The organism is Ewingella americana ATCC 33852 (assembly GCF_000735345.1).
In the GTDB taxonomy this organism is placed as follows: Bacteria; Pseudomonadota; Gammaproteobacteria; order Enterobacterales; family Enterobacteriaceae; genus Ewingella; species Ewingella americana.
In genome coordinates this window covers 161,168-175,175 of the sequence record NZ_JMPJ01000066.1, presented here as the reverse complement: position 1 = coordinate 175,175, position 14,008 = coordinate 161,168, and the positions used below count along the sequence as shown (strand labels likewise).

At 54.6% G+C, this 14,008-nt stretch carries 11 protein-coding genes; 3 read left to right on the top strand and 8 right to left on the bottom strand.

Going from position 1 to position 14,008, the window contains the following annotated elements; all coding sequences use genetic code 11:
* Positions 1-104: 104 nt before the first annotated feature.
* Positions 105-725, bottom strand: coding sequence for a response regulator transcription factor (locus GEAM_RS17395; RefSeq protein ID WP_034793954.1), 621 nt, complete (start codon positions 723-725; stop codon positions 105-107).
* Positions 725-2,047 (bottom strand): sensor histidine kinase, encoded by a 1,323-nt coding sequence (locus GEAM_RS17390; protein ID WP_034793953.1) that lies wholly within the window; start codon positions 2,045-2,047, stop codon positions 725-727. The genes GEAM_RS17395 and GEAM_RS17390 overlap by 1 nt, the downstream gene beginning before the upstream one ends.
* 313 nt (positions 2,048-2,360) lie before the next feature.
* Between GEAM_RS17390 and GEAM_RS17385 the strand changes: the two genes are divergently transcribed.
* Positions 2,361-3,569: a serine hydrolase domain-containing protein gene (locus GEAM_RS17385; RefSeq protein ID WP_034793952.1), complete on the top strand. Its 1,209-nt coding sequence runs from the start codon at positions 2,361-2,363 to the stop codon at positions 3,567-3,569.
* 68 nt (positions 3,570-3,637) lie between these two features.
* Here GEAM_RS17385 and GEAM_RS17380 read toward each other — a convergent pair whose 3' ends face one another.
* Positions 3,638-4,504 carry an NAD(P)-dependent oxidoreductase gene (locus GEAM_RS17380; RefSeq protein ID WP_034793951.1) on the bottom strand — a complete coding sequence of 289 codons (867 nt, stop codon included), beginning with the start codon at positions 4,502-4,504 and terminating at the stop codon, positions 3,638-3,640.
* A gap of 329 nt (positions 4,505-4,833) precedes the next feature.
* Here GEAM_RS17380 and GEAM_RS17375 point away from each other — a divergent pair, with 329 nt between their 5' ends.
* Together GEAM_RS17375 and GEAM_RS17370 are read left to right on the top strand one after the other, a co-directional pair.
* Positions 4,834-6,207 carry a hypothetical protein gene (locus GEAM_RS17375; protein WP_034793949.1) on the top strand — a complete coding sequence of 458 codons (1,374 nt, stop codon included), beginning with the start codon at positions 4,834-4,836 and terminating at the stop codon, positions 6,205-6,207.
* A gap of 86 nt (positions 6,208-6,293) precedes the next feature.
* Positions 6,294-6,875 (top strand): TetR/AcrR family transcriptional regulator, encoded by a 582-nt coding sequence (locus tag GEAM_RS17370; protein ID WP_034793948.1) that lies wholly within the window; start codon positions 6,294-6,296, stop codon positions 6,873-6,875.
* Here GEAM_RS17370 and GEAM_RS17365 read toward each other — a convergent pair.
* The 5 genes from GEAM_RS17365 to GEAM_RS17345 all read right to left on the bottom strand — a co-directional run bounded on the left by GEAM_RS17365 (position 6,862) and on the right by GEAM_RS17345 (position 13,848).
* A complete protein-coding gene (locus GEAM_RS17365; protein WP_034793946.1) occupies positions 6,862-7,086 on the bottom strand; it encodes a DUF2798 domain-containing protein in 225 nt (74 codons plus the stop codon). The genes GEAM_RS17370 and GEAM_RS17365 overlap by 14 nt on opposite strands.
* Positions 7,087-7,144: 58 nt before the next feature.
* The gene (locus tag GEAM_RS17360) at positions 7,145-7,579 is read right to left on the bottom strand and encodes an ester cyclase (RefSeq protein ID WP_218586960.1); all 435 of its coding nucleotides are present in this window, start codon (positions 7,577-7,579) and stop codon (positions 7,145-7,147) included.
* A gap of 115 nt (positions 7,580-7,694) precedes the next feature.
* Positions 7,695-11,330 (bottom strand): autotransporter outer membrane beta-barrel domain-containing protein, encoded by a 3,636-nt coding sequence (locus GEAM_RS23540; protein ID WP_167333540.1) that lies wholly within the window; start codon positions 11,328-11,330, stop codon positions 7,695-7,697.
* Positions 11,331-11,550: 220 nt separating this feature from the next.
* Positions 11,551-13,266: a bifunctional ornithine lipid synthase OlsF gene (gene olsF, locus GEAM_RS17350; protein ID WP_034793942.1), complete on the bottom strand. Its 1,716-nt coding sequence runs from the start codon at positions 13,264-13,266 to the stop codon at positions 11,551-11,553.
* 147 nt (positions 13,267-13,413) lie between these two features.
* On the bottom strand, positions 13,414-13,848 hold the full coding sequence (locus GEAM_RS17345; RefSeq protein WP_051899559.1) for a hypothetical protein: 435 nt from the start codon (positions 13,846-13,848) through the stop codon (positions 13,414-13,416).
* Between the last annotated feature and the right edge of the window lie 160 nt (positions 13,849-14,008).

Here is a 14,008-nt window from a genome sequence, read left to right as displayed (position 1 = left end):
AGGAGTCTAAAGAGGATAAGGGAAGCTAACTATTGGCGCGATCACCTAGGTTATTAGGTAGTTTTACTTAGAGAAAAATCTGACGGCCGGAGAAAGGGCGGCATTCACTCCTTTTTCAATAAGGCTATCTCGCCATATTCATTAATTAATTTTGGCAGTGAGTTGACCTCAAGCTTGGTAAAAATATTGGCACGATGAGCCTCTACGGTGCGCGGAGAGAGCGAATAGATGCGGGCAATCTCCTTACTCGAGCTCCCCAACATAATATGCTCGAAAATTTCCAACTCTCTGGCAGTCAGGGTGGCGAGTTTACTTTGCTTCAACCGTATTTTTTGTTGCTTGGCCTGCGAGGCGTCTTGCAATTCCAGCGCGGTTCCGATGGTTTCAAACAGTAGATCGGCATCAATCGGCTTAGTCAGAAATTCAAACGCGCCATTTTTGAATGCGCGACGACATAACTCAATATTGGCATGCCCGGTCATGATGATCACCGGGATCGCCAACCCTTGCTGCTTCCACTCGTCCAATAGCGTTAGCCCTGTTTTACCGGGCATTCTGATATCCAACAGCATGCAACCGGCGAGCGTATGCAGTTCGCCCACGCTTTGTTGAAAAGAGAGCGCGCTGTCGTAGGCTTTGGTTTGCCAACCGACGGTACCCAGCAGGGCACTGAGCGAGGCGCCAATCGCCGGTTCGTCATCAATCAGATAAATATACTTTTCCATTACTCCTCCTGAGGATGAACCGGCAACCAGAGGGTAAAGCTAGCACCGCCCAGTCCCGCGATATTGCACACATTAATGCTGCCGTTAAGGCGCTGTATCAGCGTTTCAGTCAGGGCCATTCCCAGACCAATGCCAGCGGCGCGGGTGGTGAAAAACGGCATAAAGACCTGTTGCAAGGCAAGCTCTGACAAGCCCGGACCGCCGTCGGTGATGGTGATCGAAATACCGTTATCCGAGGTCTGTGCCGCCAGATTGATCCAAGCCGTGCCTGCGGCATTGTCGTCTTGCGCCTGCACGGCATTATGAACAATGTTATGCAGTATCTGTTCAATCCAAAGCGGCGGTGCAAACAGCACGGGTAAATCATCAGGGATATGGCTGCTCACTCTGATTTTTTTACTGCTGATTTCGGTATCCAGCAGGGTGATCACCTGTGCCCAAAGTCGCGCCAAAACAATCGGCTGATAGTCAGCCTGCTGGCTGGTCAGCTTCTGCCGGAACTGTTGCAATAGCGCATCGGTACGTTTGATCTGCACCACGGCGGCATCAAGCAGCGACGGCACTTGCTCGGTGCGTTGTTGTTGTATCAGGCGCAGCGCGGTTTGGTTGTAGCTTAATATCGCGGTAAGTGGCTGATTCAGTTCGTGCATGATGCCTGCTGCCAACTCTCCCATCGTATTGAGCCGCGTCAGCTCGGCGTATTGGTTACGCATATCGGCGATATCGCGACGGCGTTTGTTGGCCCGATATTGGTTAATCAGGTACAACACCAGCCCCCAGAACAGGGCCGGAGTGAGTATCAGCGGCCAAGGCATTTCGGCCCAGTTGGGCTGATCGTCGGCAGTCAGCATAAACGGCTGCGACTGGCTGCTGATCTCTTTCTCCCAGCGCCAATAATCATTTGGACTTGCGGCACCTTGCTCAAATAGCGTCGCGTTATTCCATTGTATCGTCAGATGTTTGAACGGTTTTTTTTCCACCACATCGCTGATCAGCCTATTGAGATCTATCAACAGCGACTGGTTGTCAATATTGAGCCAATAGCGTCCCTGCTTCTCGGCCACAATGGACCGCCGCGGCTCAATACCCGAGTGTTGACGCCAGCGAATAATCTGCGGAAAGAGCTTTTGTACTTCCCACTCTGGCCGATTTGCCGGCAAGAGGGGAATGATTGCGTCATGCTGCGACAGCTTTATCGTCACATCGCGATAAAGAATGCGAAATTCGGCGCTTTTCTCTTCATATTGCTGCTGTAGAAAATAGGCTACCAGTCCGCCACTAGAGACGAGGGTGAGCAGTAACCAACCGACTATCTTAATCATACTTCAACCCTGTTCTGTGCTGAGGCCCTTACCCTTTCATACCATAAATCGAGTGTTCAGCTAAACCAGCCTGGGATTGGATTTGGGCTGACTGGGCACGGTTGAGGCTGCGAATGATGACGCGCCTCCTGAGGGAAATTTAGGCCATATATCCTATAGTGGCGAGCTGGGATTTGAGTAGAATGCGCTGGGATCTACCTCTAATTAATTGAAATTGTTTTTTAAACTTTTCGCCGGGGAGTGTTACCAGTGCCAGAAAGCCGACTTTTTCCCTTTCTAAACCAGCCATGAACACTCACTTTATTGCTCCCACATGGTGAAATCCCGCTGGCTGGCCCTCGCGCTGCCTGCTCTACTGGCGTCATGCGGCACCTTGTCTGAAATGCAGGTGGATGAGCACCCCGAACAGGTCAGGGAGCTGAGCTGCACCCAGAATATTGATGGGATGGTGGATGGCGTGGTGCATCGCTATCTTCGGCAGGAAAAAGTCAGCGGGCTGGCGGTGGGGATAATCCACCACAACGGCCCGGCCAGAAGCTGGGGGTATGGCTATACCAACGCGGTGAATGGCTACAAAATCGATGGCGAAACCCTGTTCGCGCTGGGATCGGTGAGTAAAGGCGTGACCGGCGAGGTGATTGCCGGGCTGGTGGATAAAGGCCAGTTGAAATGGAGCGACAGGCTGGTCGATCTCTTGCCGAAAAACACCCCGCTGAGTGCCGATGCCAAAAATATCACCCTGCTGCAACTCGCGACCCACACCTCCGGCTTGCCAAGACAAAACATGAATAGCGACATGCTGGAAAGCTTCCTCAAGTATCTGTATACCGGAGATAACTTTTACCGCGAGCTGGACAGCAATGCCGTGCTGAACGACTTATCCTCTTTCCGCCGCCCGGCCAGCATGCAGCCGCAATACTCCAATTTGGGATACGCCCTGCTGGGCTACATTCTGAAGCTCAAAACCGGCGAAGATATCCAGCAGCTCTCCTACGATTTTATTTTCAAATCGCTGCAAATGAACAACACCAGCTTTGCCGCGACCAGCCTCAAAACTTACCCTTTCCGCGCCATTGGTCACGCTGGCGACCAGCCGAAGTTTATTCCTCGTGGCGACGTGGTGCCCGACTGGCATTTCTCCAACAACATGGTCGGCGCGGCCAGCCTTTATAGCAATGTTGATGATTTGCTGAAGTATTTACGCGCCCACATCAGCGACAGCCACACCGGCGATCTCAACGCGGCGATTAACGTTACCGAACAAATCTACTTCGCCCGAGACATCGAAGCGGCCAATATCGCCTGGGTTACCGACCACCAATACGGCCAGACCATCACGTATCAGGTGGGCTATATTGGCGGCTACTCCAGCTATATCGGCTTTGATAAACAGCATCAGAACGCCGTGGTGGTGCTGCAAAACTCCTTCAACTGGAGTAATTACATCGGCCACGACCTGCTGCTAAGAATGGGCATGGCGGATGATTATCGCGGAAGTTGCCGCGCCGCCTCTGCCAAGTGAAGGGCTAGCCCGAATCGGTTGAATTGAATCAGCGCCACCCTGACCCCCAGAGTGGCGCGGCTAAAGGCTTATTCCTGACTAAACAGCTTCACAATACTGGTCATATTTTCCTGACCAAGCCCCTGCGCCATGGCCTGACGGAAAACGTCGCGCGCGGCGGAGGTGGTCGGGGCGGAACTCAGCGACCCCGCTGCTTGCAGGGCATAGCCAAAATCCTTCTCGATCAGCTCAACCGGGAACATCGGCGCAAAGTTGCCACTCAGCATGCTGTTGGACATCACCGTGGCGACTGGCGACCACACGCTGGTGGCGGACATCGCCTTCAGGGCCTGTGCTGGGTCAACGTCATTGTGTTTCAGCAGGCCGATGATCTCCGCCAGCGCCGCCACCTGAATACCCAGCAGGGCATTAGTGGTCAGTTTAACCAGCGCGCCGTTGCCTAGGCCGCCGACGTGATGCAGCGCCGAACCCAGCGTTTCAAGCAGTGAACGGCTGCGTTCCAGCACCTGCTCATCGCCGCCCACCAGATACACCAGTTGGCCCGCTTCGGCCTGCGGACGCGAGCCGGACACCGGGGCCTCCAGCAGCGAAATGTCTTTCACTTCGAGACGCATACCCAGCTCTTTCACCCAATCAGGCGAAAGGGTCGAGCTTTCAATGGCAATAGCGCCTGGTCTCATGCTGAGGATGGCGCCGGTTCCGGCATCAAGCCAAACCTGCCGTGAAGCGACGTCATCGCGCAGCATGGCAATCACGAAATCCGCGCCCTCTGCGGCTTGTTTTGGGGTGAATGCCTGTACCGCGCCTTGGCTGACCAAGGCCTCAGCAGCGGCAGGCGTGCGGTTCCACACCGTCACTTGGTGTCCGGCGGCGAGTAAATTAGCGGCCATGCGCGATCCCATCGCGCCAAGGCCGAGTACGGCGATATGACTCATACATGATCCTATTGGCTAGGCTGATTAAAAAGAGGGTGCCAACGCTGGAAATTCAACGCCGGAAAGCGCGGCGCATGGTGGTGCGAAGCTGTACCGAAGAATGCGTGGGAGAATTGTGGGTGGTTTGCCGCCGCTTTACGAGAGCACGGAAGTCATTTCATTTATGACTTGGAATCACTAATGACGTGGGGAGTGAGCAGGGGCAGAAAACACCGGTCTGATTGATTCCTGCACAGCAGGCGGAACTAACCAAAATTATTGTCCACTCAAAATCTTCGTCATCTGAAGACAACTTTGATAGTCATCATCGAATCGAATGGATACTCACCATGCCAAACCCATATAACTACGGAATGCCGAATAATAATTACATTTATCGGCCGCCCGAACCGCCTGCTCATCCGCAAAATTATATTTATCAGCAGCCCGCGCTGCCGAATAATCAGCAGATTTATCAACAGCCTAATAATGGCAACTGGGGGCCGATGCCGCCCGCGCCGCGTCCAAACAATGTGCCGCTGCCGCCGGTGCATGTTCCGATGCCGCCGCCGCCGATAAATAACCTCTATGCGTCGACCAGCAATAATCGGCACTACGACTATGTGCCGATGCCACCGCCGCCGCATCCGAAAACTATTCCGCTACCGGCCTATGAGCCGCCGCGCCAGAGCAATTTGCATCCGCTGGCCCAGCAGGAAGTCAGGCGTAATCCGCTGCCTTCGACCAGTCGGGCACCGGCACCTGCTCCGGCGCAAAGTACCTCGCGCCCTCGCGCCAACACCCTTGCCGCCACGCCGCCGAAGTTTGACGTGCGCGGCAATGACGTGGCTGCCACTCAGCGGGAATCGCGCTGGGCCGTGCATTTGTGGAGCAACATGAGCAGCAGCCAGTCCAGCCTGTTGGTCAACCATATGCATCAGATGATTGGCACGCTGCGCTCGTGTGAAAGCCGTTTCGGCGAGTTCACTGCGGGGATGGATAAAGCCACGGTGTCCGAGCTGCACCGTGGTTTAAGGAAGGCCGGGGAGCTGGAGCGTGAGCTGAAAGAGTGGTCGCGGTCAGGCGAAAGCAGTCAGGTACTGGCGAACCGTTTGCAGGGTTCTATCAAGCAAACTATCGACGTGCTCGGCAACGCGATGAACTACTACAAGCCCGCCGTCTCCAAGCAAATTCGCTCCCAGTCGGTGTTTACCGATCGCGGCAGACAGAAAATTCGTTCCGATCAGGTGCGCAGCAGCAGTCGCGAGAACCGCCACGCGGGAATTGTCGACACGCTGAACCGCCGCCCTTCGACGGAGAACTTTTTCCCGCAGCGCATCAACCATGCGAAATCGAGCAATGAGCGCATGCCGAACTCTGACACGGCCAAGCGTTTTAAGGCCAGCGGCACGCCGTTTATCGCCGGTGCTTCGGGAACAGGGCAGTTTGTTATCCAGCATCTGGAGATGTCGAAACCCTTCGCCCAGTGCTCGGCGCAGGAGAAACAGACCCGTGAGAAGATTCTAATCATGTACGCAGCGCTGATGACCCTCTCCGGTCATCACAGCATCATGGAAACCCTGATGATCGGCAGGAAGATTGGCTATCTGGCCGACATCCCCGACCCGCTGCAAGGCCCCGGCGGCTATGACAAATGCATGAAAGCCCTCGACGCACGCCTGCGCAGCATGGGAATGGACGCCAACGTTAGGTTGCGGGCTTAACTCTCCCCCAAAGACAACCTTGACACTCTTGTCAAGGTTGTTGTCTACTTTGCCCCATAACATTGCACTGCAAAAAAGAGGCGGCTATGGCGGGGACTCGTCAATTTAACGAGCAAGAGATGCTGGATAAGGCGCTCAAACTTTTTTGGGCCAAGGGCTACTCTGACACAACAATGAAGGATATCGCCGAGGAAACGGGCGTTCAGCGCGGCTCGCTGTACAACGCTTATGGCGATAAAGATGTGATTTTTTTGCGTGTGTTTAGCCTCTATCGTGCGAAGTATGTCGAACAGATGCTCGCCACCTTACAAGCTCCGACCTTACGCGGCGCGCTGGAGAGTTTTTTCGATTTCGCCATCAACTCAATGACCACAGGTACACCTACGCGTGGCTGCCTAAGTACCAAAACTATCGTGGGTACCGAAGCGCCTGACGAGGCCATAAAAGCCCAAGTTAAAGCTCTATTAGATGACATCGAAACAGCCCTGAGTGAGCGTATTTCTCGTGCGGATGAGCAAGATAATTTAGCGCTTGATCCCATCGCGGCAGCCCAGCTGATTGTCACCCTGACCCGTGGGTTAGTGGTGATCGAGCGAACTTACCAAGATAAACAAAGGCTGCAAAACGTGGCTCACTCCTTGTTGAGCACGTTATTTAAGGCTGAGTAAGCTTAATGGTTAGCTTACGAACATAGGGTGCGATGAAAATAACTACCGGGACCATAACGGCCCATGAGAGTAAAAAGCTGTTGATCCAATGAATTACGCCGCCTTCGCGCAATATTCCCTGCGCATTATTGATGGTCGCCGCAATGGCGCAGGTCAGGCAGGATTGAATGATCCCAAAGATAAAATGGCTATATTTCTCAGGTAGTTTCATTAGCGAATTCTTGTGAAGGGCGGGCATAGGTTTCTCACCTAGCCCGCGTTTAATTGTCTTATTTTTTAAAGGATTGGAACACTTCGTGGGCATTACGCTCTACCCAGTTGTGTTGCAGCAATCCATTTTCCAGCACGTGAAATACCGCCGTGCCCGTCATATCAATCGGTGACTGACAGGCTTCGGTACCCATGAAACCGTTATTTTTCCCGGTTACCCGCCAGCGAGCCGTGACGCGATCGCCAGTTTGATTCTGAAATATTTCAATAATTTCAAAGCTAAAGTCATTGATAGAGGCTAAAAAGCCGCTCACCCATTGTTTGAATACCGGACGCGGGCCAATCACTTTCCCGCCAGAAGTCACTGCAAAAGATTCAGTGACGAATTTGTCCGCCATTTCTGGGTTTTTGTTTTGCCATACTTCAGTAAAAAAACCGGTGACTGCTGCAACTGCATTATTATCTGACATGATCTCACCTTTTATTTTTGACACTGTTGTCAATGATTGAAACTCTATGGAATCTTGACATGCGTGTCAATAATAAAGTTAAGGACGAAAAAAAGCGCAGTTTCCTGCGCCTTTGGCGTGATGTTGACTCTATTGGCCTTTAGAAGCTTACCTTCACTCCGACCATTGCGCTGCTGTCGCGGTAGCTCTCGCTGCCCATCTGCTGGCCGATGTTACCCCACAGATTGACGCGTTCGCTGACCTTGCCGTCAACACCGGCGCGGACTTCGGCGATGTTCTTGCCACCGCGCTGCTCGATGCTCACGTCATTGAGAGTGGCTCCGGCGTTCTGGGTGTTGCTGATCCAGTTGGCTTCGATGTAAGGCTGGAAGCTGGCTTGCTGCTTCTCGCTGTGGGTTTTCATCGAGGCGCGAACCCCGACGCGAGATTGCAGGTTGCCGCTGCCTTGGCTGCTGACCTGCGTGCCGTTGCTTTCGGTCAGGTCGTCGGCCTTGATGTTGCTCCAGACAAACTGTGCGTTTGGCTCGATGAAGTAGCTGTTTTTCGCGCTGTCTTCGCCCACTTTCCAGCGATAGCCGCTCTCCACTGACGCGCTAACGCCCTTGGATTTATAGCTTTCCTGTGGCAAATCATCGCCTTTCACACTGTTGTTGAACCAGCTGTACTGCGCCCAGCTATCAAGGTACATGCCAGTTTGTGTCGCGGCATTTTGATACCAAGTGCTGTAGAGGCCGACGCTATAACCATTCACCTGACCCTTCGAACGATGGCCAGTGACCTTGGAGTCGGTGTTGCTTTGTGCATTACCGTAGCCCGCCATGGCGCCGAAGCTCAGGCTGTCGTTGCCATCGAAGCTCCACTTGCCAAGCTCGCCACCGATTTGCAGCACATAGCGATTAGTCTGCGTTTTCAGCTGGCCGCTGCTGTCGGTGCTGGTGTTGTGGCCGCCGAGGTTGCGCATCCACATGGTGGTGGTTTTTTGCTCGCCGGTGATAGCATCGCGGTACAGCGTTTCTGCGCCACGGTCTTGCAGACGCAGAGTAAACATGTTGTTCGCCGCCGCGATGTTGGCGAGGTAACTGCCCGCTTCCGGACGGGTGATCATCACAGCATCCACAGGAACCACTGGTTTAACGGGAGTGACTTCTTCGCCGGGCTCAACCGGTTTAGCAGGGTCGACAGGCGTGACTGGGTCAACAGGTTTTGCCGGGTCGACAGGTGTTACAGGGTCAACAGGTTTTGCCGGGTCGACAGGCGTGACTGGGTCAACAGGTTTTGCCGGGTCGACAGGCGTGACTGGGTCAACCGGTTTTGCTGGGTCGACAGGTGTTACTGGGTCAACCGGTTTAGCTGGGTCGATAGGTGTTACAGGGTCAACCGGAACCACTGGGTCAACTGGCGCAACGACGTTGGTATCACTGATCAGATACCAGTTTTTGTTGTTGCTGCCGGTTCCGCGCACCAGATGGTAGTCATACGCGCCCGCCACGATACGGCCCTGCTGGTTGAATTCACCCGCCGAGTTGCCGCCTACGGAGATAACTTCAATCCCCTGAATGGTCTGCGCGCCGCTGCCGCCGGCTTTGTTCATCACCACATTGGTATCGCCAGAGGTGTCACCGGTGATCTTCAGGTTATCGTGAGCCGAGCCGTCATCCGCCAGAATGCTGTTCATCACCAGCGTGCCGCCGTTGCTGCTGTAGTTGCCGTCGACGGTCAGGGTTTCAAAGTTGTCATTCACGTGGCTGAACATCAGGGTGCTGTCGTTGAGATTCAGTTCGCCGACATTGGAATCGCCGGTGATGGTCCACTGGCTACCATTGCTCAGGTTCAGAGTCTGCAAGCCTGCGGACGCGCCTTTCCATACCGAGTTATCCAGCGCCAGCGTGCTGCTGTCGGTGAAATCTCTGTCGATGGCGATATCGCCGCTCAGCTGTGAGCCGTTGGTGGCGGTCAGGCTGATGTCACCGACGGTGATGTCGCCGTCGTTGGCTTGCCCGCCGACCATCAAATATTTCTGGCCGATGATGCTTGAGCCGTCTGCGGTGACATTCAGTGACGCAGTATTAAAGGTTAAGTCATCTGCCGACGGGGTGACATCAGCGCGCAAAGCCGTGCCGTCAGTGGAGAGCAGGGTATTTTTCAGCGTCGCGCTTTGTACGCCGTTGGTGGCTTGAATGCCAATGGCTTCTGCGCCGTTGTATACCAAGCGTGAGTCTTCGAAGCTGGCGGTGTTCAGCCCTGAGCCATTGCTCAACAGCACGGCGGCGTTTTCAGCGTCATTCACATTGTCGATAGCGAGATCGAGGTTTTTAGCCAGCAGCGTGCCGTCATTATTGATGGTCATGCCGTTGCCGCCCTGTGCACCAGTGATGCGCACGCCGTCAAGGTTTGCGGTTGAGTGGTCGAGGTACATAGCTTGAGATTTCGCTACCGCCAGCGTGATATCAGCATTGGTTAAATTCAGCGTTGAATTGAGGATGCCGCCCAGCACTGCGCTGTATTGGCCGTCGGTCTGTACCATATTGATATTATTGGCATTAATGGTGCCGCCCGTCAGCCACATGGCAGAGCTATTGGCATTGATATTCAGACTGTCAGCGTTAATCACCGCGCCAGCGCCGGAATAGAGGCCCGTTGCGCCGTTGTAGTCCACGCTGCCGACGGCATTAATATTGAGATCCATATTGCTGATATTAGCTATCGTGCCAGTCGTTCCCTGAACGCCATTACTGCCCGCGCCGGAAGTGGTGATAGTTCCGCCGTCGACGGTGACCTGGGACCCCACGCCATTGATCAACACGCCGCGCGCGCTGCTACCGGTGGTGGTCAGCGCGACATTGTTGGCGGTTGTGGTGGTGCTTTGCGTGTAAATAGCGCTTGAGCCGTTGCCCGATGTGTTGATGGTTGCGTTGCTTACGGAAACTCCGCCGGTACCGGTTGACGCGTTTTGAATACCATAGCTGCCGGCCCCCTGCGTCGAGATGTTGACGGTATCAACAGTGGCTTGGGTATTAGCACCCGTGGTTAAAATGCCACGGGCACTGTCGCCGAGAGTGGCGATAGTGATATTACTGCCGGTGAGGCTTCCCGCCTGTCCCAGAAGGCCGCTGGCACCAAAACCTGCTGTGCTGAAACTGGCATCTTTGATATCCGCCGTGGCAGCGCCGGTGTAGCGCAGGCCATAACCGTTAGTGCCGCTGGTGGTGACATTCAGCGTGTCGATATTCAGGGTGGAATCGGCAACCAAAATACCGGAGTTGGTGCTGTTAATTAGCACATTGGTGCCGGTGAACTGACTGCCACTCAGTAAGTTAATGCCATAAGTAGTGACGCCCGTGCCGATCAAATTCAAGTTATTGGCATTTACCGTTGAGCCGCCCGACGCATACAGTACGTGGGCGTTAGGGCCGGATGAGGTGAGGGTGACATTGTCCAGCAGCAGTGAGGAGGTGCCCTGAACCAGCGCCACGTAAGCCGCGCTGCCAGAGGTAGTGGCTTGGCCGTTGGTGTAAGTCAGGTCGCCGCTGTTGTTAACTTGCAGGCCGAACTCCGAGGTGCCGGTGGTGGCGATGTCATAGGCATCATAGCTTGCGGTACCGCCAGAGATGATTAAGCGAGGGTTGGTGTCAGCCGCAGCTGAGAATGAGGTCAGTAAGACCGCCGTAGCCAGCAGACCAGTCGTGCTGGATTTGGTTTTGCCAGTGGCCAGTTCTGAGGCGACGGTATAGCAGCGCGTGGCGCTGTTCCAGATAACGCGAAAGACTTTATTCATGACGTTTTGCTCTTCAGTGACAGCTTCCATGTCCTAGAAAATCAGGCGCGCGGAATATGAGGGATAAACACCCGGCGCGCCGCGAAGCTGGCGTACTGAGTGGTGCTGTCACGCAATATAGGGAATGAAGATAACGTCGGCAGTCAGGTGCGTCCTACCTGCTTGTAGGACGCATCTGAAGATAAGTGGAAAGGGGAAAAATCTCTGGAAAAGGGCGGTTTTAGGCCGATTTCTGGCACTGATGCACGCCAATATAGCGATCAAACTTGGCGGCTTTTAGTTGGCTTAAATCTACTAAGACCAGCCCGTCAATGCAGTTATTAAACGCCGGGTCCGAGCCGAAGTCGATAAACTGCACGCCGCCCGACTCGCACAGCTCGGTGTACTGCTTGTACAACGGCGGAATGGCGCAGCCCAGATTGCTCAACATTCTTTTCAGGCGCTGAAGGTCTTCGGCATAGTCCTCGCCGGAGAACTGCGCCAGCACGTCGGGCAGCGAAGCCGGGTAAGGGTGGCGCGAAGTCGCCAGCGGCAGGGTCGGAGCAAAGTAAATCCGGTAGAAGGCAATCAGCAGGTCGCGAGCCGCCAGCGGCAGGCCGCCGGAAATCGACACCGGGCCAAACAGATAGCGGGTTTGCGGATACTTCGCCAGATAGGCCCCAATGCCCAGCCACAGGTAGTCGAGGCCGCGTTTCCCCCAGTAGGCGGGCTGGATAAAGCTGCGGCCAAGCTCAATGCCCTGAGCTAAAATCGGGTCCATCTGATGGCCGTAATGGAACAGGCTTTGGCTATAAATAGTGTCGATGCCGTGCTCCTGCACGTGGTCGGCCGTCGGCATAAAACGGTACGCGCCAACGATTTCCAAATCCTGCGGATCCCACAGCACCAGGTGATAATAGGTGTCGTCGTAGCTGTCGAGGTCGCGGCGGCGACCACTGCCTTCACCCACTGCGCGGAAGGCGATTTCGCGCAGACGCCCCAGCTCGCGCAGGATCGGCACATAGTCCTCGCCGTTGCGGCGATAGAGATAAATCAGCTTGCCGTCCGGCGTTTGCCCCAGCTTTTCACTGCCTTCCAACGCCCGTTTCAGCACGGCGCGGTCTTCAGCGCGGGCAATGGCGGACTCAGACTGGAATAGCCCCTCTTTACCTTGCCCAAGGCGATAAACGTGGCGACGAAAACGCTCCGCCAAATCATTGGCGTGGGTGTGTCCATCGTGCCAGCTGGCATAAGGAATGCGCGCGCCAATCTGCAATTTCAAACTGTTGCCGCGCTGGCGGAACATTTCCCGCACTAGCAGCAGCGAGGAGAGCGGGCGATAAACCAGCGAGCTGAGATAGAACAGCGCGCTGTTATTGCCGCTGATGTGCACCGGCACAATGGGCGCGCGCACCTTGGCGGCCATGCGAATAAAACCGGTATGCCAGCGGCCGTCGCGTACGCCTTTCGAACTCAGGCGTGACACTTCTCCCGCTGGGAAGACAACCAGCACGCCCTGATTTTCCAGATGCTCCTGCATCGCGGAGACCTGCGAGCGCTGTGTGCGATTGCCCATATTATCCACCGGAATCATCAAGCTGCTGATGGACTCCACGCGTGACAACAGGCGGTTGGCCATCACTTTGACATCTGGGCGCACCGAGGCCACGGCGTGAAGCAGCGCCAGTCCGTCTAAGGTGCCAATCGGATGGTTAGCAATCACCACCACCGGACCATAGCTTGGGATCTGCTCCAAATCACGCTCGGCCAGTTCACAGCGAATATCGAAATACTCCAAAACCTGCTCGACCATATCCATGCCCTTGAGGTGGCGATGCTGATCGGCAAGCTGGTGGAAGTCTTTCTCGTGGAACAGAGTTTTCAGCAGGCTAAGCTGCCATGAAGGGGTTTTACGCTGCGGGTCGAGATCCTGAAGTACGGTGTCCATGCTAAACATAGGCTTGTCCTCCGGTGAAGTTAACCAGACCATAAGCAGCACGGATGACAGTAAAATTGCAGGTAAGTGACAGAACGGGGAATCTTGGTCTTTAGAAACCATTTACGCGAATCAGCCCGCCTTGCGCGAGCTTTTCCGTTTCTGCCGCTAATTGATGTGATAGCTGATTGGTGCGGTGATGTTCTGGCCGTTAAAGGTGTAAGTTGAAGACTCCCCGAGTGAAAACACCTTCCCGGTATAGGTTACGGTTACTCGGTTATCTGCGTTGGCGGTGATATCCGAAATGGTCCCATTGCCGGAGAGGAACGGATAGCCCTCGGCCAAACTTTTGACTATGTCGCTGGCGCTTCCCTTCAGCTCACCGGCCAGATAAAACCGGTAGTTATTCGGGACCGTAGCGCCGCCAGTTTGGCTTTCGGTCATGTAAAGCCACATATGGTCATTGATTTTGGCCACATGCTGTAGCTTATCCGTCGCCCGGTTATCTCCGGTTTGGTTGAGCCACCACATACCCGCAACGATAATCAGCAGAACGGCTGTGACAATCCCATGAACTACCTTAAAAGCCGCTTTGAATGGCATATTCTATGCCCTCCTGAATGTAACGCTGATCGGTGGGATCATCTGCAAGCGGTACTGATGCCATTTTTAACTCCCTGTAAAATATTGGCTGTATTGTGAGCATATCAGTATCGAGCGCGACAAAGGGTCTGAAAATGAGGGCCTTTTGCTCCTCCCCCTG